The organism is Geodermatophilus maliterrae (assembly GCF_041018925.1).
Taxonomy (GTDB): Bacteria; Actinomycetota; Actinomycetes; order Mycobacteriales; family Geodermatophilaceae; genus Geodermatophilus; species Geodermatophilus maliterrae.
The window spans coordinates 18,588-36,827 of record NZ_JBFNXQ010000016.1 but is presented as its reverse complement, the minus strand read 5'-3'; the positions used below and the strand labels follow the sequence as shown (position 1 = coordinate 36,827).

The 18,240-nt window shown below is 71.7% G+C and carries 13 protein-coding genes; 7 read left to right on the top strand and 6 right to left on the bottom strand.

The window, feature by feature from the left end; all coding sequences use genetic code 11:
* Positions 1–102 precede the first annotated feature (102 nt).
* Positions 103–1,632, top strand: a complete 1,530-nt coding sequence (locus tag ABQ292_RS07515) for a dolichyl-phosphate-mannose--protein mannosyltransferase (protein WP_369204844.1) — start codon at positions 103–105, stop codon at positions 1,630–1,632.
* Between the two features lie 56 nt (positions 1,633–1,688).
* The gene (locus ABQ292_RS07510) at positions 1,689–2,483 is read left to right on the top strand and encodes an enoyl-CoA hydratase/isomerase family protein (RefSeq protein WP_369204842.1); all 795 of its coding nucleotides are present in this window, start codon (positions 1,689–1,691) and stop codon (positions 2,481–2,483) included.
* A gap of 4 nt (positions 2,484–2,487) precedes the next feature.
* On the opposite strand, the gene ABQ292_RS07505 is transcribed toward ABQ292_RS07510, so the two are convergent.
* The 6 genes from ABQ292_RS07505 to ABQ292_RS07480 form a co-directional block, all read right to left on the bottom strand.
* Entirely contained in the window at positions 2,488–3,450 is a 963-nt protein-coding gene (locus ABQ292_RS07505; protein ID WP_369204840.1) for a polyphosphate kinase 2 family protein, read from the bottom strand.
* Between the two features lie 117 nt (positions 3,451–3,567).
* On the bottom strand, positions 3,568–4,608 hold the full coding sequence (locus ABQ292_RS07500) for a hypothetical protein (protein ID WP_369204838.1): 1,041 nt from the start codon (positions 4,606–4,608) through the stop codon (positions 3,568–3,570).
* Between the two features lie 122 nt (positions 4,609–4,730).
* Positions 4,731–6,392: a GGDEF domain-containing protein gene (locus tag ABQ292_RS07495; protein ID WP_369204836.1), complete on the bottom strand. Its 1,662-nt coding sequence runs from the start codon at positions 6,390–6,392 to the stop codon at positions 4,731–4,733.
* Complete coding sequence (locus tag ABQ292_RS07490) at positions 6,389–7,447, bottom strand: hypothetical protein (RefSeq protein ID WP_369204834.1); 1,059 nt, start codon at positions 7,445–7,447, stop codon at positions 6,389–6,391. Before ABQ292_RS07490 ends, ABQ292_RS07495 begins: the two co-directional genes overlap by 4 nt.
* Positions 7,448–7,528: 81 nt before the next feature.
* On the bottom strand, positions 7,529–8,131 hold the full coding sequence (locus ABQ292_RS07485; RefSeq protein ID WP_369204832.1) for a signal peptidase I: 603 nt from the start codon (positions 8,129–8,131) through the stop codon (positions 7,529–7,531).
* Complete coding sequence (locus tag ABQ292_RS07480) at positions 8,128–8,784, bottom strand: hypothetical protein (protein ID WP_369204830.1); 657 nt, start codon at positions 8,782–8,784, stop codon at positions 8,128–8,130. The genes ABQ292_RS07485 and ABQ292_RS07480 overlap by 4 nt, the downstream gene beginning before the upstream one ends.
* Before the next feature lie 301 nt (positions 8,785–9,085).
* Here ABQ292_RS07480 and ABQ292_RS07475 point away from each other — a divergent pair, with 301 nt between their 5' ends.
* The 5 genes from ABQ292_RS07475 to ABQ292_RS07455 all read left to right on the top strand — a co-directional run bounded on the left by ABQ292_RS07475 (position 9,086) and on the right by ABQ292_RS07455 (position 18,118).
* A complete protein-coding gene (locus tag ABQ292_RS07475) occupies positions 9,086–9,412 on the top strand; it encodes a hypothetical protein (RefSeq protein WP_369204828.1) in 327 nt (108 codons plus the stop codon).
* Between the two features lie 754 nt (positions 9,413–10,166).
* Positions 10,167–13,160, top strand: coding sequence for a tetratricopeptide repeat protein (locus ABQ292_RS07470; protein WP_369204826.1), 2,994 nt, complete (start codon positions 10,167–10,169; stop codon positions 13,158–13,160).
* Positions 13,161–13,904: 744 nt separating this feature from the next.
* On the top strand, positions 13,905–14,243 hold the full coding sequence (locus tag ABQ292_RS07465; RefSeq protein WP_369204824.1) for a CU044_2847 family protein: 339 nt from the start codon (positions 13,905–13,907) through the stop codon (positions 14,241–14,243).
* 29 nt (positions 14,244–14,272) lie between these two features.
* Positions 14,273–17,374 (top strand): ABC transporter substrate-binding protein, encoded by a 3,102-nt coding sequence (locus ABQ292_RS07460; RefSeq protein WP_369204822.1) that lies wholly within the window; start codon positions 14,273–14,275, stop codon positions 17,372–17,374.
* A gap of 468 nt (positions 17,375–17,842) precedes the next feature.
* Positions 17,843–18,118, top strand: coding sequence for a hypothetical protein (locus tag ABQ292_RS07455; protein WP_369204820.1), 276 nt, complete (start codon positions 17,843–17,845; stop codon positions 18,116–18,118).
* Positions 18,119–18,240: the final 122 nt, after the last annotated feature.

Below are 18,240 nucleotides of genomic sequence, written 5' to 3'. Positions count from 1 at the left end.
CGAGCCTGTCACGCCGGCCCGGCCGGAGGCCCGCCTGCAGGGGCCCGGCGCGAGCCTGCGAGCGTCGGGGGGCAGGCGGGTCCTGTCACTACCCTGAGGCCCATGGCGGTCCTGGCTCCCGAGCGCACGGACACCGGGAGCCGGCCGGAGACGCCGCCCCGCGCGGCGCGTCGCCGGCCGCCACCCCGGCCGCGCGTCGACCGCATCCCCCCGCTGCCGGCCGACCGCTGGCTGTCGTGGCTGCTGGCCGCCGCCCTCGGCGTCCTCACCCTGGGCGGCCGGCTGGTGGGCATCGGCTACCCCGACACGCTGCTGTTCGACGAGGCCTACTACCCGCCCGAGGCGCACGACCTGCTGACCTGGGGCCACGAGTACAACCGCGGCTACACGTTCATCGTCCACCCGCCGCTGGGCAAGTGGCTGATCGCCGGTGGCGAGCACCTGTTCGGCTACACCAGCTTCGGGTGGCGCTTCCCGTCGGCGGTCGCCGGGGCGGTGGCCGTCGTCGTCCTCACCCGGCTGGCCCGGCGGCTGACCGGCTCAACGCTGCTGGGCCTGGTCGCCGGGCTGCTGCTGGCCCTCGACGGTTTCGCCTTCACCGTCTCCCGGATCGGCCTGCTCGACGTCTTCCTGCAGGTCTTCGTGCTCGCCGCGGTCGCCTGCCTGGTCGTCGACCGCGACCGGGTGCGGGCGCGTGTCCGCGCGCACCTGCCGGTCCCCCGCACCGGCTTCCGTCTCGGCCCGCGCGGCTGGCGGATCGCGGCGGGCCTGCTCTTCGGCTGCGCCTGCTCGGTGAAGTGGAGCGGCCTGTACTTCCTCGCCTTCTTCGCGGTCCTGTCGCTGTTCTGGGACCGCGCGGCCTGGCGCGAGGCCGGCGTCCCCGACCCGACGGCGACCGCCCTGCGCCGCGGCCTGCCCGGGGCGACCTGGGCGCTCGCGGCGGTCCCGGTGCTCACCTACCTCGCCAGCTTCACCGGGTGGTTCCTCGGGGAGACGGCGCAGGGCCGCTGGTGGGCGCAGCGCAACCCGGACACGGCGTTCCCGTTCGTCCCCGACGCGCTGCGCTCCTGGTGGCACATGCACGCCGAGTGGTGGGACTTCCACAACGGCCTGTCGACGCCGCACCCGTGGGAGTCGGGCCCCTGGTCGTGGCTGGTCAACGGCCGGCCGATCCTGCTGTGGAACCCGCAGGGCCTCACCGACGCCTCGGGCGAGCAGGTGATCCGCTACATCCTCATGGTCGGGACGCCGACCCTCTGGCTGGCCTTCGCGCCCGCGCTGGTGTGGCTGGCCTGGCGGATCGTCGCCCGGCGCGACCCGGCGGCGGTGCTGGTCGCGGTCGCCGTCGTCGCCGGGTGGGGCACGTGGTTCCTCAACCCCGAGCGCACGATGTTCGTCTTCTACACGGCGCCCGTGCTGCCGTTCTTCGTGCTGGCCGTGACCCTCGTGCTGCAGGACGTCCTCGGCCGGCCCGGCGCTCCCCCGTGGCGCCGCAGCGCCGGCCTGGCCGCCGTCAGCGGCTACGTCGCGGTCGTGGCCGGCACCTTCGCGTTCTTCTACCCCGTGCTGGCCGGGCAGCCGCTCTCGAACGCCGAGTGGCTGCTGCGGATGTGGTTCCCGTCCTGGTTCTGACGACGCCGCCGGCCGGCCCTACGGTGGTCGTCATCGGCTCCCGGGAGGACGCTGCGATGACGAGCCCCACCGACCGCCCGCGCGTCCTGTCGGCACAGGACGGCGACGTCTGGACGATCACGCTCGACCGGCCCGAGGCGGGCAACGCCCTGGACCCGGCCATGGCCGCGCAGCTGACCGCGGCGCTGGAGGCACGTCCCGACGGCACCCGGACGGTGCTGCTGCTGGGCAACGGCGAGCGCTTCTGCGTGGGCGGTGACGTGCGCGCGTTCGCCGGCGCCGAGGACCCCGGCGCGTTCGTCGGGCAGCTGGCGCACGACTGGCACGAGGTGGTGCGCCGGCTCCTGTACAGCCCGGTGCCCGTCGTCGCCGGCGTCCAGGGCGCGGTGGCCGGCGCGGCGGTGGGGCTGGTCGGGGCGTGCGACGTCGTCGTCTGCGCCCGCTCGACGAAGTTCCGCCCGGCCTACGGGGCGCTGGGCTTCTCCCCCGACGGCGGCAGCTCCTGGGCGCTCACCCGCGCGCTCGGTGCCCCGCGGGCGCTGGAGCTGATGCTCACCGACGGCTCGCTCACCGCCGCCGAGGCCCACCAGTTCGGCCTGGTCGCCCGCCTGGTCGAGGACACCGACCTGCGCGCGGCCGCGGTCGCCCTGGCGCACACGGTGGCCGCGGGTCCGGTGCGCGCGATGGTCCGCACCCGGGGACTGGTCCGCCGGGCGGCGATCCGCACGCTGGAGGAGCAGCTGGACGACGAGGCGCGGCTGATCACCGAGTCCGCCGCCGACCCGGAGGGCCGGGAAGGCGTGCGGGCGTTCGTCGAGAAGCGGCGGCCGGACTTCCGCGGCGCCGGCTGACCCGTCACGGCTCCGCCGCGACCGGGACGGGCGCCACCAGCAGCGGGTCGGGCCGGCCGACGACGTCGTCGCGGCGGCCGCGGTAGTCGAGCACCGAGAGCACGTGCCGGAGCGCCTCCAGGCGGGCCCGCCGCTCGTCGTCGGCGGCGAGCACCGTCCACGGCGCGGTGGTCGTCGACGTCGCGCCGAGCAGCGCCGCCTCCGCCACGGGGTCGGCGTCGGCGCCGGCGGCCGAGAACCAGAGCTTGACCAGGAGCACGCCGCCGCGGGTCAGCAAGCGCTCGAGCGTCGTCAGGTCGCGCAGTGGCGCGTCCCGCCCGGCAGGGTCCCGGACGACCGGGCCGAACCAGGACCGGTCGAACACGACCACGTGCCCGGCGGCGGGCAGGTGCGCGGCGCGGTCCGGCGCACCGGCGGGCACGACCGTCACCGTCCGCGGGTCGAGGTGCTCGACGAGCGCGGCCGCGGTGCCGCCCTGCCCGGCGTCCCGCGCGCCCTCCAGGACGACGACCACCCGCCGGCCCTCCTCGCGGACCCAGGCCTGCAGCTTGAGCAGCTCGATCTGCAGGTGCAGCAACCGGACATCGTCCGCGGCGGGCAGCGGCCGTTCCGACGGGACCCGCTCGGCACGCCGGACCGGCGACCGGGCGGCGCGGTGCACGAGCGGGCGCAGCGGTGGCGGCACCGGTGGCGGCAGGGCCCGGCGGGGCGACTCGGAGGCAGCGGGCGGCTCGGCGGCGGCGGGCGGCGCGGCGGCGGCCGCCGGCTCGGGCAGCCGGAGGATGGGCAGCGGCGTCCAGAGCACGCGCGGCCGGCCGTCCCAGCCGAGCCGGACCCGAACCTGGCAGCGGCCGTCGTCGTCGTGCCGCCAGCCGAGCAGCGCGGCCGGCCGCCAGACGGCGTCCAGGAGCACCTCGACGGCCAGCTCCTCCCGCAGGAGGGCGACCGGACGCTCCCCCGCTGCCACGGGGAGGACGGTAGGCGGCCCGGGGGCCCGGACCCGGGACGTCGGCACCGCGTGGTTGACGAAGTCGCCCGCCTCCTGCTGTCGATCGGCGTCCCGCAGGGCGGTCAGCGGGCGGCGTCAGCAGGAGGGGGTCAGCGAGGCGGTGACCGCGGTGGAGGTCCAGGTGCCGCGGTAGGCCCACAGCCGGAACGAGTACGCGGTGCCGTTGACCAGTGGCCCCTCCGTGGTGGACGTCGTGCTGATCGGCGTGATGGAGCGGAGCGGCTCCGTGGTGCCGCCCGAGCTGCGCTCGAGGCGGTAGCCGGTCGCCCACGTACTGGGGCTGGCCGTCCAGGACAGGGCCGCCCCGACCTGGGGGGCGACAGGACGCAGGGCGATCGTCTGGGCGACGTACTCGGTGGTGGAACCGGCCAGGGAGAAGGTGCGGGGCGGGGTCGTCCCCGGCCCCACGAAGGACTCGTCCGCCGCGGTGACGCCCTCGCTGTCGGAGGGGGCCTTCCAGAGCTCCCGGAGGCCACCGGGCGTCGGGAACGGCGCGACCCGCTTGGCCAGGAGGTACAGGACCACCGTGTCCTCCACCGTCGTCGTCACCGTCGGCGCGGTGACCGTGTCGCCGGTGCCCGTGGCCCTGCCGGAAGCGGCGACGGGGCTGGTCCGGTCGACGCCGCCGTAGGCGACGATCCCGCCCACCATGTCCCCGGGGCTGGACTCCGGACGGGTGAAGGTCACGGCGTCGGTGCCCGTGGCGAACTTGTAGTAGACGGCGGAGGTCACCAGTCCTCCGCTCGTGTCCGTGAGGAGGTGGGTCCAGTCGCTGGTCGCGCTGATCGTCGAGGCCCCGTAGTAGGCCACCTGGGCCACCAGGAGGTCGCCCACCTGGGTCGTGCCGGGGGGGCTGAGGGTGAGCGGTGACTGGCTCGTCCGGTGGGTGGCACCGCGGAACGTGATGGACGTCCGGGTGCAGGTCTGCACCGCCGTCAGTCCGGTCGGTGCCGCGACGTCGCCGGTGGCCCAGGCGCCGGCGGGGTTGGCGGTCACCGCGGTGAACCGCGCCGACGCGCCGGGGAACACCACCAGGAGGGCCAGGAGGGCCAGGGCGCCGACGGCGGCGGCGAGCGCGCGGCGGGGCAGCCGCCGCGCGCGCCTGGACCGTGTCATCGCCGTCCTCCGTCCGGTCCCGCCCGGTGGCGGGGTCCTCGCCGGTGCATCGGCCGCGGGCCGGGCCGACTTGAACGGCCGGCCGCGCTCCCCTCCCTCCGAGGGAGGTCCCGCGCCGACGCTCAGTGCGCCGCGGCCGGCTCCTGCCACGGGTACCGCACCGGCACGACGGGGTCCTCGACCTCCACTCCGCTGACCGCTTCCTCGACGCCGGCCATGCGGGCCTGGTCGCGGCCGCCTGCCTTGGACGCGTACAGGGCCGTGTCCGCAGCGCCGAGCAGGTCGGCGGCGGGCATCCCGGCCCCGCGGTGGCAGGCGATGCCCACGCTCGCCGTGATGGTCCGCGGCCCCTCGACCTCCGCCAGGACCGTGCGGATGCGGCGGGCGAACGCGATCGCGTCGTCGGCCTCGGCGCCGGGCATGACCACGGCGAACTCCTCACCGCCGTACCGCGCCACGACGTCGCCCTGCCGCGCACTGGACCGCAGCGCTGCCCCCACCCCGCGCAGGACGTCGTCGCCGGCCTGGTGACCGAAGGTGTCGTTCAGCTTCTTGAAGTGGTCGAGGTCGAAGATGAGGACCGCCAGCGGAGCGTCGGCCCGTGCGGCGAGCGCCAGCTCCCGGTCCAGCGCGGCGTCGAAGGCCCGGCGGTTGGACACCCCCGTCAGGCCGTCGGTGAGCGCGCTGCGCTGCAGGTGCTCCAGCAGGGCCACGCGGGCGAAGGCCGTCGCGGCGTGGGCCACGGCCTGCTCGGCCACCCCCACCCGGCGCTGCTGGATGCGCGACCCGTTCCGGGCGTCGTCGGTGAAGGTGAGGACGCCACTGCCCTGGCCGTCGAGCCCGAAGGGGATGGCGACGACGCGGCGGGCGCCGTCGAGCACCTCGTCGACCCAGGGGTCGGGAGCGGTCATGGCAGCGAGGAACGTGGTGCCGCGCCTGCCCACCTCGTCGAGCAGGGAGCCCTCGGCGGGAGCGCCGTTCCTCCGCAGCACCTCCACCTCGCCGTCCCCGCGCCGGCGCAGCGCCAGGTCGACGGCGGGGCCGGCGGTGCCGTCGGGCACGTGGCAGTGGACGGCGGCCACCGCGGCGTCGGCCGCATCGACGGTGAAGTCGAGCAGTGCCTCGGCCACCTCGGTGGTGCTCTCCGCCTCGTGCAGCGCCGCCGCCAGCCGCCGCAGCGCTTCCTCGTCGTAGCGGCGCCGTCGCAGCTCCCGCTCGTTGACCGCGCCGAGGACGGCCGTGGTCACCGCGGTCACCCACACCACGGTCAGGAAGACGCTGTAGGTGAGTGCGTCGAAGCCCTCGGCCCCGCGTGCGGGCAGCGAGCCGGTGGTGATCCCCTCCAGCACGCACATCACCACGAGCGAGTGCCAGAGAGCCGTCTTCAGGCCGCTGCGGAAGGAGCCCAGCAGCGAGACGGCCAGCACGTGCAGCACGACCACGTAGACGACGGGGCTGTCGATCCCCCCGGTGAGGTAGAGCGCCCAGCCCAGGTGGACCGCGTCGAGGATGACCGGCGCAGTGATCGCCACGACCGCCCACCGGCGACCCCGGACCGACAGCTTCTGCAGCAGCAGTCCGAACGCCAGCAGCGCCAGACCGGGCAGGACGAGGAACTGCAGGGGCAGTGACTCCGGCGACCGGGTGACCGCCCAGGCCGCCAGGGGCAGCGCCACGACCAGCCCGACGCGGACGGCGAGCAGCCACCGGAGCCGGTCGGCGAGCGGCAGGAGGTCGAGGTCCTGCGGTGAGGAGGAGGGGGCAGCGCCCGGATCGGAGCTCATGTCGTGGTCCTCGGCGTGTGGGGGAATGCCTGGAAGTCGTGCACGTCCGAGCTGACGCGGGCCAGCGCCAGCTTCGGGTCACGCCGGTCGAGCCGGCCCTGCACGAAGAGGAAGCCGACCACCCCGCCCACCAGCCCGAGGGGGAACTGACCGTCCTGGGCAACGGCGACCGCGGTCTCCCCCACCGCGGCGGCCACCTCCGCGACCACCTCCGCGACCACCTCCGCGACCGTCGCCGGAGGCGCCTGCAGCGGCTCGGCCTGGACGACGTCGGAGACCGGTGGCAGGTCGTCCGGTGACGGCGGCGGCGTCGGGCTCGGGACCTCCGGCGTGGGGGTCGGCTCCGGCGTGGGCGCGGGCAGGACCTCCGGCGTCGGGGTGGGGGCCGGCGTGAGGGTGGGCGTGGGGACGGGCGTGGGGGTCGGAGTGGGGGTCGGCTCAGGTGTGCGGGCCGGGACCGGCGAGGGGGTGGGCTCCGGCGCGGGCGGGTGGGGCTCGACGTCGAGCGCCCAGACGAAGGTGGCCGCGGCGCTGCGGCCCTGCGCCCGGAGGTCGTCGGGGACGGAGACGGTGAGCCGGAAGACCGCCTGCGACGCCGCCTCCGGCCGCCAGCCCGTCGGGATGCCGGCGGTGGCCTCGACCGGCACCTGCGCGAGCGTCCCGCTCCAGACGGGGGCGCCGGTGAACGTGGCGCACCGGGCCGGGTCGGCCAGGGTGCCGGACTCGATGACGACCCGCAGGTACGGGGCGAGGTCGCCGTCGGTCCCCGTGGCGCTGAGCTCGACCTCGCCGAGCGACTGGGCCGACCCGGTGACCGCCAGGGCCACGCAGGCGCTCTCGGTGCGCCCGGGGATCAGGCCGGTGGAGGTGAACAGTGCGGCGCCGCCGCGGTCGTCGACGAGGCTGACCGCACTGGTGCTGGCGGCAGCGGGGGTGGTGCCGACCGGCAGCCCCTCGGCGGCGAGGGCGGCGAACAGGGCGGCACCGACCAGCCAGGCGGCGACGCGGCCGCCGCCGGCGGCACGCCGGGACGCGGTCCGGGGTGCTCGGCGCACGCTGTCCTCCTCCCGGCGCAGTACCGGCCTCCTGGTGTCATCGGCTCCGCGGCGCGGTTGTTGAGCGGTGCGGCCGACGGGTCAGACGGCGGTCCGCACGGCCGCGGCGCCGAGCCGGTCGGCGGTGGTGCGGCCCCGCGGTGCGGGCGTGCGGTCGGCGGTGGTGCGGCCCCGGCCGCCGGACCGGCCGGCGACGACGACGGCGGCCGCGGCGAGCACGACGGCGGTCGCCCCGATCGGTCCCCACCGGCCCTCGGCCCGCCAGTAGGCGGGGAGGCCGATGTAGGGCACGCGCAGCTGCACCTGGCCGATGACGCTGGCCGCCGGGACGTGCGTGGTGTCGTTGCTCTGGTTGGCGTCACCGCGGGTCACCAGGGCGCCCCGCTCGTCGAAGGACACCAGCCGGTGCACCACCAGCCGGTCGGCGCCCGAGGGGTCGGGGAACAGCAGGATCTGCCCCGGTTCGAAGTCCTCCACGGGCACCGGCCGGGTCAGCACCACGTCGCCCTCGGCGAGCCGCGGGGCCATCGAGCCGGAGACCACCACGTGGCCGTCGAAGCCGACGAGCCGGGGCGCCAGGGCCAGGACGCCCAGCCCGGCGACGGCCACCAGGACGACCGCGACGACGACCCGGCCGGTGGCCGCGGCCCGGGACACCCACGAGGGAGCGGGAGGCGTGGTCACGTGTTGCGCGCTTCCCACGTGAAGGTGGCGTCGGAGCGGGTGCTCTCCGCCTCGGGGGCGTTCTGGACGAGGTAGGAGATGCGCAGGGTCAGCGAGGTGTTCGGGGCGACCGGGGTGCCTGGTGACAGCGGCAGCCCGCTGGTGTAGTCGGTGCGGCTGCGCAGCGAGGCGAGCGTGGCCGCCTGGTCGGCGGAGGCGTCGTCGGCCTGGCGGGTGTTGAACAGGAACGTCCGGGTGGCGTTCTCGACGAACCCGGTGCAGTCGGGCAACAGCGGGGTCGACCTGGTCCCGGTCTGCCCGCGCTCCACGCTCATCACGAGGTAGTTGTCCAGACCGGTGACACCGCCGGACGGCAGGCCGACGTACATCCGGATGTCGGCGGGGACGTCGCCGGTGTAGTCGATGCGGATGCAGCGGACCTTCTTGGAGCCGGGGACGAGGCCGGTCTCGACGCTGCTCTGGAACAGGGCCGTGTTGCTGTCGTTGTCCTCCAGCGTGACGGTGCCGGCCTGCCAGGAGTTGTTCGGGTTGGCCGTGCTGGCCGAGAAGGCCGCGTGGGTCGAACTCCAGGTGAGCGCCACGCTGAGCACCAGACCCACGGGGACCGCGCCGGCCAGCACGGATCGGCGACCGCGGCGCAGGGAGACGCGCACGATGCCTCCTTCACGTGAGGTGACGCAGAGGGTCTGCGTGCTGGACACAGCAGGCATCGGATGTCCCGGCGCGCGTCATGAGCGCGACCGCGGGAGGGGTCACCCGACCGGGTGAGCCGGGGGGTGACGCGGCCGGCGCGAGCGGCCCCGGAGACACGTCAGGCCGGGCCCGTGGTGGGCCCGGCCTGAGGTGGGACGGGTGGGCCAAACAGTAGGAAGCTCGAAACAGTCGGCCCTGTTCAGGCGGCTCGCCGAGGCGCTGCCTGCCCTCCTACGCCGCCGACCGCACCAAGCTAAGCCTGTGACGCCGCGACAGACGCAGCGCCGACTGACGCCCGAGCAGGCGGAGCGGCTGGTGGCCGAGTACCAGGCCGGGAAGGACATCAAAGCGCTTGCCGTCCGTTGGGGCATGCACCGGACGACCGTGGCCGCCCAGCTACGCCGGGCCGGCGTGGCGCTCCGGCGGCAAGGCGTCCCGACCGACCGGCTTGACGAGGCCGTCCAGCTGTACGGCGCGGGCTGGTCGTGCCAGCGCCTGGCAGAGCGTTACGGCTGCGACGACGAGACGGTGCGGCAAGCACTCAAACGGGTTGGCATCAGGCTGCGCGCGCCGTGGGAGCGAACGTAGGCCACTTTATCGTAGATATCGGCTGGAGAGATGTCGCATCACTCGACCGACCCGGGGGGCCAGTGGGATGGTGACTATTCGGCTGGTGGCGGGAATCCAGACGTTGCCGCTGGTGAGTTCGGTGAGGGCGTCGAAGAGTCGGCGGCCGTGTTGGCCGCGGCACCCCTCGGGGTGACGGAGGGTGGGCGCGGCAGGGGTCGAACCTGCGACCGCTCGCTTGCAAAGTGAGAGCATCACCGCTGAGGCAGGCGCTCCGTACCGGCGTAATCGAGTGCGAGACGAGTCGGACCCCATCGATCCCTCCGCGACGCCATGATGGCGCCCCCGACAACGTCGTCGAGAGGTCTTCGTCGTGCCCCACGGGTTGACAGGAAGCCGCCGCACCACAGGTGGGGTGGAGAGAACGGGCACCCCGACACCCGGCACGGGCTCCGGCTCCGGTCACAGGGGCGGCGATCGCGATCCATCATCACCGGCTTCCACCGAGCCGCCTGCGGGAGAGGATGCCTTGGTCGGCCCGGTATCCCGGCGCGCGCGGGCTCGGTGCGCGCTGACGGCCGTCGGCCTGGTCGCCGTCCTGGGACTCGGACCGATCGGTCTGCTGACCGTCGTTACTCCGGCTGTCCCCGACCTGACGCCCGCGGTCAGCGATGCGCCTCAACGCACCGCCGCTTCAAAGGCGCTCCAAAACCTTCCTCTCGGCATCCCGACACACGCTGACATCCGCGACCCGGGAGACGTGTACCCGTACGCCGTGGACGCGCTGGGCGCGGACCAAGCCGACGCCTTCATGGCCGTCCTGGCCTCGCCGGACGACCTGGCTATCACCGTGCGGGACCCCGACGCCGAAGGCGTCTATCCCTACCGGCATCCCGCCCTCGACCCGATCCTGGACGCCGTGCCGGTCCGCGGGCTCCTGACCAGGGGTACGACCCTCGGTGCTGCGCTCACCCTCCTGGCCGCACGACCGAATAGTGAGCACCACACGGCTCCGGCCGCGTATGCGGTGTTGCGCCGCGCCGCACGGGCCGGTGACTGCGCGGCTCAGCTCAACCTCCTTCTCCTGCTGGCCGCCGACATCAATACGACGGCCAGCGTCCTGGGGCAGGAGCAGGACCGGGCGAAGGACTGGTGCCCCGACGACCCCACTCCCGACTGGCTCGTCGGGCAGACGCAGCTGAGGAGGACGCCCGTTGCGCCAGCCGAGAGCGAGGACGTCGTCCGCTCAACGCAAACCTCGCCCGGCATTGAGACGATGCAATCCCTGGTCGAGCGAAACCCCGAAGACGTCGTCGCCCTGACGGGTTTGGGTGACGCCTACCTAAGCGCTGCTATGGAGCTCGACGAGAAGCAGCCCTTCAGTGCCAGAGGCTTTTTTCGACGGGCGCTGAACGCGTACAACGACGCAGTCGAGCATGGCGGACGACGCGAGGCTGCGCCGGGCCTGGCTCGGTCGCTCCTCGCGCTCGGCAGGCCCGAGCGCGCCGCCGAGCTGCTGGAACCGCTGGTCCAGGACAGCGCCTCACCGGGGCAACTGCTCGAACTCCTGATCGCGGCCCACGAGTCGGCGCGCGAGTTCAACAAGGCCACGACGGCGGCACAAAGGCTGAGCGAATTGGGGCCGGACGCCTATCCCACCGGCAACGTCATGCTTCCTGTGCCCCAGGGGTCGTACTCGCCGGGAACCACCGACGACATGTTCCTGGCCCTCTCGCTCGGCGCGGATCGATTCGCGCCGCTCAACGAGCATGTGGTGGAAAACCCCGAGGGTGGCGGAGCGGACGTCCTCGACATCCCCTTCATCCCTCCCTTCCACCCGACGGACGGCGTGACCGGCACCTTCGCGGCCTGTCCGGACTGGGCCTGGCGGAGGAACGCCGTCCTCGCCGGGGACCCGGCGCGCGCCCTAGAGAACTGGCCGTCCAGGTTCGAGGGCGTGAGGCCGGACCGGTCCAAAAGCGGGTGCGTAATCGTGTCCGCGGACGTCCTGCGGTCGGTGGCCGAGCGTGCGTCCGGCAGAGCCACCATCACGCCCGGTCTGACGGTCGACGAAGTGGCCGACGCCCACCAGAATCTGTTCCGCTGGTCCGGGGACCTGGACGGAGCGCGGCGCATCGCCCAGGAGTGGGCATCGCTCCGCCCGGACAGCGCCCTGGCTCACCGTCGGTTGGCCGAGATCGACTACCTGAACGAGAAGTACGATGAGGCAGCCGCCGGCTTCGACCTCGCTGCCCATCACGCGAGATTGGCGGACTGGGGCGACGACCTGACGGTCGCGCAAATGGAACTGGCGCGAGGCGCGGCGCTCGCCGCCGGCGGTCGCGAGGAGGCCGAATCGACATTGCGACCGCTGGTTCATCAGGGCACCGCGGGGTTCGCCTACCAGCAGGGACAAAATTACCGTACGGCGCTGGAGTTCGCGGCCGTGTCCTACTACGCGTGCCTGCAGCTGGGCGACCTCGAACGTCGCTCCGACCGTCTGCACGCGGCCGCCGAAGACTACGAGAAGGCGTTGTCCTGGCTGCCGACGTTCACTGACCGCGACATCAAAGTTGATCGTCCAGAGGTGCTGCACAACAACGCCGCGCTTGCAAACCTGACCCTCGGCGCTCTGGACAGGGCCGAGGAACTGGCGACACGCGCGCTGGAAGCCGACCCCGAGAGCCCGCTGTTCCTAATGACCAGTGCGTTCGTGGCCGAGCGACAGGGCGACGACGCCCTGGCCGCACAACGCAATCGTGACGCACTGCGTAGCGATCCGAGCGCCTACCCGGCCGCGAACGACCTCGGCGTGGAGCTGGCCCGCCTGGGCGAGGACGAGGCGGCCCGGCGCGCATTCCGACAGTCCGTCGCCGCCCGGCCGGACTACGCGCTGGGTTGGTTCAACCTGGGCGTTCTCGAGTCGTCCTTAGGACCCGGTCGGCTGCTCCAGGCCCAAAACGCACTGGGGAAGGCGTACGCACTCGATCCTGACCTGCGGGATCGACGTCGGGAGTTGACCATCGACGCGTCGGTGTACCGGACGGCCCTGGATCTTTCCAAGCCTCTGCCGCCCGCTTGGAGCTTCGCGGGTGTGGAGCGACGGGCCACCGTCGCCTCCGCGGGACTGCTCGCCACGCTAGCCCTCGGTCTTGGCTTGGCCAGGGCGACCGGCCGACGAGGAAGCGAATTGGCGGAGGAGTGGCTCGATCCGCTGAGCCAGCGGCTCGAGTCGATGCCGGTCCTCAGGCGGTTGGGCCATCCCGGCTGGGCGGTTGCCGCAACGGCGGTCACCTTCCTCGCCGCCGCGGTGCGACGGCCTGTCGGCTGGACGGAACTGTCCGCCTATATCGTCGGTCTCCTCGCCCTTACCGCCGCCACCATCTGTCTCCGGGAGGCGGTGGCACGGCGCTCCCGGGCAGCGGTCAAGCAGAGCACCTGGTTGCCGGGCGTCGGATTCGGGTTGGTCACCGGGGCGGTCGGTTACCCCTGGGCGCCGCTCCCGGTGGTCGCTGCACGCCCCGAGACCCCGCGCGTCCACCTCGCCGCGTCTGTTCTGCTCGCGTGCATCGCGCTCCTGTTGTTCGTGGAGTCGGCGTGGTTGGCCATGCCTCTCACGTCGGCGTGGGCCGCGACGGCACTCACGATGGCCGCCTCGCTGCTCCTGCCCGTCGGCCCATTGGATGGTGCGCACGCGGGGAAGGCAGGCATCGCGGCTGGGGCCGGTGTGGTCGTCACCGCACTGCTCGTAGGTCTCGGACTCCTCTGACCGATCCGACTCGGCGGACCGACCGCGCGGCCTTGCGCTTGGGCCACCGGGAGGATGACGTGGGGTGGGCGCGGCAGGGATCGGACCCCGTCCGCTCCCTCCTAACGACCTCGTGCATGGTTAGCCGCGGGCCGTCGTTGACCTGTTCAGGGCCTGTTCGATCACGCCGTGGTGCCGGCCGGTAGAGCTCTCGACAGGTGGCGAAGCTGATCAGGTCGTGGGGCTCGTTCTTGCCTGGAGACCAGTCGCCACCCGCTGGGACATGCACCGCTCGACCGTGGCGGCTCAGCTCCGCCGCGCTGGCGTCGAGCTCAGGCGTCAGGGCGTGCCGGTTGAGCGACTGGACGAAGCCGTCCGGTTGTACAGCGAGGGCTGGTCGCTGCAGTGGTTGGCTGAGCGCTATGCCTGTGACGACGAGACGGTGAGGACGACGCTGAGGCGGCTTGGGGTCAGGTTGGCGCGCAATGGGAGCGGAGATGAACCAGGGCTTGGGCCCTGATCCTCAACAACCGCCCGCCGGTAACTATGCACGAGGTCGTATGGGATCAGTGACGGTCGACGACGGCCAGCCCAAGTCGCCCCGGGGCCTGAGCGCCCAGCGCGGCGCCCAGGGCCGCAGCAGCTTGCCGTCACGTATCTAGCTGACGTGCCATCAACTCTTCAGTAGCGTCACGACTAGATCAGCGGCGGCATGTCGGCAGGTCCTTGGCTGCTGGATGTGGGGGAACGAGGATGGCGCGGCTCGTGGAGTATCCGCTGGAAGACGGCGGTACCGTGCTCATCCAAGTCGGGGACGGGCATACAGCAGACGGTGAGGTCACCCGGGGCTGGGGAGACCGAGACCGGCGCGTGGTCGAGCAGGCCCAAGAGAGCTTCGAGCACGCCGTAAACCGGGTGCAGCCTGCGGTGCAGGGGCTGGTCCGCCAGCTGCGGTCACTGACCGACATCCCAGATGAGATCTCGGTGGAGGTCGGGCTCGAGCTCAGCGCCGAGGTCGGTGCCTTCGTGGCCGGCGCAAGCACCAAGGGCAACTCCAAAGTGTCGATGACCTGGCAAGCGCGTCGGCGAACCGAGGACGCCTAGCAGGACGACTACAGTCACGAGGCTACGCGATGGCCGAGCGCACCTACCAAAACTTCGACCTGTTGATCGAACATGCCGCGGGCACCGGCTACCGGGCCAGGGTGCTCGGTTCACCGGTGGGCGAGACCCGCCCGCTGCCGATCACGATTCCCTTCTCTGACCTGGAGCTGGACAACTTCCTGTTGCGCATCGGCCGGCCGCGCCGGTACGTGGTCCGCAGCGGCACCTCGGCGGAGGCCACCGCCGTCCGAGACTTCGGCGGGAAACTATTCGACGCCGTCTTCCGCGACCAGGTCCGTGCCGCGCTGGCGGCCAGTCGAGACCAGGTCGAGGGTCGCGATGCCGGGTTACGCGTCCGGCTGCGGCTGACCGACTGCCCGGAGCTGGCCGACCTGCCCTGGGAATACCTTTATGATGGGGACGCGCGCCGGTTTCTAGCTCTGTCGGAGTGGACTCCGGTCGTGCGTTACCTGGACCTGCCCGGGCGCATTCGCCCACTGTCCGTGCAACCGCCGCTGCGCATTCTAGTTCTAGTTGCCAGCCCTACCGACTTTTATCCGTTAGACGTGGATGCCGAGTGGACCCGGCTACAGGAGGCGCTGGATGACCTGCAGAGCGCAGGGCGAGTTCTCCTTGAGCGAGCGCCCCGTGGGACAGTGGCGGACCTACAGCGACAGCTGCGCCGAGGGTCCTATCACGTCTTCCACTATATCGGTCACGGCAGATATGACCCCGAAGCAGGTGATGGGATGTTGGCCCTGGAAGGCCCAGACGGCCGGGGCGATCCCATCTGCGGCGCCGACCTCGGCGCCCTTTTGCACGACCACCGCACGCTGCGACTGACCCTACTAAATTCCTGCGAGGGGGCGCGCGGCGGCCGCACCGACCCCTACTCGGGCACCGCCCAGAGCCTTATCTATCAGGGCATCCCTGCCGTGGTGGCCATGCAGTTTGAGATTACTGACCGAGCGGCCATCGTTTTCACACATGGCCTCTACGAGGCCGTCGCCGACGGCTATCCACTCGACGCCGCGATGGCTGAAGCCCGCAAAGCGATCCGGCACCAACCGAACCCAGTCGAGTGGGGCACCCCGGTACTCTATCTACGCGCGCCTGACGGAAGAATCTTTGACCTCCCTCCGGCATCGCAATCCCTCGCAAAACCGGCTAGTTCCAGTGGGCCACCTGAGGTGGCAGAGACCCCTTCTAGCGTCGCAAGCGACGCTAGAAACACTGAACCTCAACTGAAGCCGGGCGAGGACAGAACGGATGTCCCGCCGCGCGACGATCCGGTTACCGCTGACGCAGCCTCTTTTGCACAGTCTGACTCATCAGTTAGTGATCAACCATTCCTCGGGTCCGAGAAGTTCGACCCTGCGACGGCGGGGCCGCCTGACGCGAATGCAACATCGGCGGATCAAAGCCGCACGAACCCATCAAAATCAAATCGGCAGGCTACATCGAATCCGAATCAAGATCAGACGGTCCTTCAACCTAACGAAGACCCGGTAGGCTCGCATGAGCTCAACCGAACGACAGATTCCTTGCCACCCAAGTATGAAGAGGGGACTCGACCCGAACACACGGAACCATCGACCGCAATCCCACATGATTCCACCGCGTTGCAGGCGAACAAATCTTCAGCCTCATCGGACTCCTCACCTCCTCCACCCGCCGAGAGCCGGAAACCCTCAACCGCCTTCCGTGACCCCGACGCGGGCTCTCAGTCCGGAACCTCCGGCGGCCCCAGGAAAGACAGGGGCACGTCGAACGGTGCAGCCGCGGCACGCCCCTCGGACTTACAGCAGCCTCGGCAAGAGTTATCGAGCCAGCGATCCCACGTTGCGCGGCTGTCTACAGCACGAAGAAGGTTTGCTTCCATCCTGCTGGCGATCGTGATAGCTACCGCGGCACTCGTCATAGTTGTATGGCAGCAGGTACAGACCTCCGATAATTCCAGCGGCTCATCGCTCGACACCACAGATGATGGCGCAGGCGGAGGAGGCGGGTCCGTCGACGTCGTCACCGACGTCGGCGTCGAGGGGACAACGATCACGCTCGGCGTGCTCACCGACCTGACCGGTGTCTTCGCCGCGCTGGGCACCGACATCACGAATGCCAACCAGCTGTACTGGCAGGACAACCAGGTCTGCGACACCTACGACGTCGAGCTCGACATCCAGGACACCACCTACGTGCCGCAGACCGGCGTGCAGCTCTACAGCGGGATGGAGCCCAACATCCTGGCGATGCAGCAGACGATCGGGACGCCAATCAACACCGCGCTGGCCCCGGAGTACGAGGCTGACCAGATCGTCAACTTCCCGTCGGCGTGGACGCGGACGCTCACCGAAATCCCCGGCACCGGCGTCCTGGGCGCCACCTACGACGTGGAGCTGGCCAACGGCTACCAGTACCTGTTCGACCAGGGCCTGCTGGCCGACGGCGACACCGTCGGCCACATCTACTTCGAGGGCGAGTACGGCGAGAACGGCCTGGCCGGCACCCGCGCCGTCGCCGAGGCCCGCGGCCTCACCGTCATCGAAGCGCAGATCAAGGCCACCGATCAAGACATGACCGCGTGGATCACCGAGTTCGCCGCGGCCGGGGTCGACGCGATCGTGCTGACCGTCGCCCCCGCGCAGACCGCCTCGGCGGCCGCGGTGGCGCAGGCCCAGGGCCTCGACGTGCCGATCCTGGGCAACAACCCGGTGTTCGCGCCGGGCCTGCTACAGGGGCCGGCGGCGCAGTGGCTCAAGGACCACCTGTACGTCGCCTCACCACTCTCGGCCTGGGATCAGCACCCTGACCTGCTGCAGCAGTACCAGGTGGCCTATCCAAACGTCCAGCCGAGCTTGGGCGCGATTGGCGGATACGCCATGGGCGAAGTCCTGAACCAGGTGCTGACAGCGGCCTGCGAGGACGGCGACCTGACCCGCCAAGGTGTGCTGAACGCCTTTAACGGGCTCGAGAACATCGACACTGGCGGCCTGATCGTCCCGATCAACGGTTTCGAACAAGGCCGGTCACCGAGTACGCAGAGCTTCATCCTGCGGCCAGCGGATGTCCCCGGTGGCGTCACCGTCGTCCAGGACGCCTTCGAGGGCGAGTTCGCGCAGGGTCTCCGCTGACCCTGCGAAATGACCGGATGACCGCGTCCCTTCCCTCGGGGAGACGACGTTCCACGTTCAGGCAACCCGCCACAGCTGTACGGCGAGCACCATGGCCATAGCCACGGACGCGCAGGGGCGGCGACCCGCGCAGACGAGGCCGTAACGAACAGCGCGGCGAAGCCGACGTAGGTGCGGGTGAAGTGTTCCGAAGGGATGGCCGCCTTCGTGACGGGCGCCGGTTGCGTGAGGTGCCGCTGTTGCCGCCCGGGGCCGTGCCCTGAGAGCAGGGACAACGAGGGCCAGCACTGACCGACATACTCGGCGATCTTGGTTAGGGACCCAACGGTAGGAAGCTCGAAACAGAACGCCCTGCTCAGACGGCTGGCGGCTGAGCTACCTGCCCTGCTTCAACGCCGGCCGCGTCGAGCCAAGCCCCGGAAGGCGCGGCAGGCACAGCGCCGACTGACGGTCGAGCAGGTCGCCCAGTTGGTCCGCGAGTACGAGGCCGGCGATGCCATGACAGTGCTCGCCACCCGCTGGGGCCTGCACCGGACAACCGTGGCGGAGCATCTGCGCCGCGCTGGCGTCGCACTGCGACGGCAAGGTGTCTCGGCCGAGCAGCTTGATGTGGCCATCCGCCTGTACGGCAAGGGCTGGTCGCTGCAGCGGCTTGCCGAACGCTACGACTGCGACGACGAAACCGTCCGGCAGAGCCTCAAGCGCGCCGGCGTTACGATGAGGACTCCCTGGCAGCGTCCCTAATCACGTTGCTGGAGGTCGGGCTGCGCCGCCCTGGCTTGCAGGATGCGCCAGCCAGAGTCGGTGTTCGGTTGCGGCGCCCCGGTGGGCCGGGTAGAGCGCTGATGCGGTCGTGGCCGAGGTAG

What these genes read in the sequence shown, in the direction of transcription:
- ABQ292_RS07515 (WP_369204844.1), top strand. Translation starts at nt 103, where the DNA reads ATGGCGGTCCTGGCTCCCGAGCGCACGGACACCGGGAGCCGGCCGGAG.
- ABQ292_RS07460 (WP_369204822.1), top strand. Translation starts at nt 14,273, where the DNA reads ATGGCCGAGCGCACCTACCAAAACTTCGACCTGTTGATCGAACATGCC.
- ABQ292_RS07495 (WP_369204836.1), bottom strand. Translation starts at nt 6,392, where the DNA reads ATGAGCTCCGATCCGGGCGCTGCCCCCTCCTCCTCACCGCAGGACCTC.
- ABQ292_RS07500 (WP_369204838.1), bottom strand. Translation starts at nt 4,608, where the DNA reads ATGACACGGTCCAGGCGCGCGCGGCGGCTGCCCCGCCGCGCGCTCGCC.
- ABQ292_RS07510 (WP_369204842.1), top strand. Translation starts at nt 1,689, where the DNA reads ATGACGAGCCCCACCGACCGCCCGCGCGTCCTGTCGGCACAGGACGGC.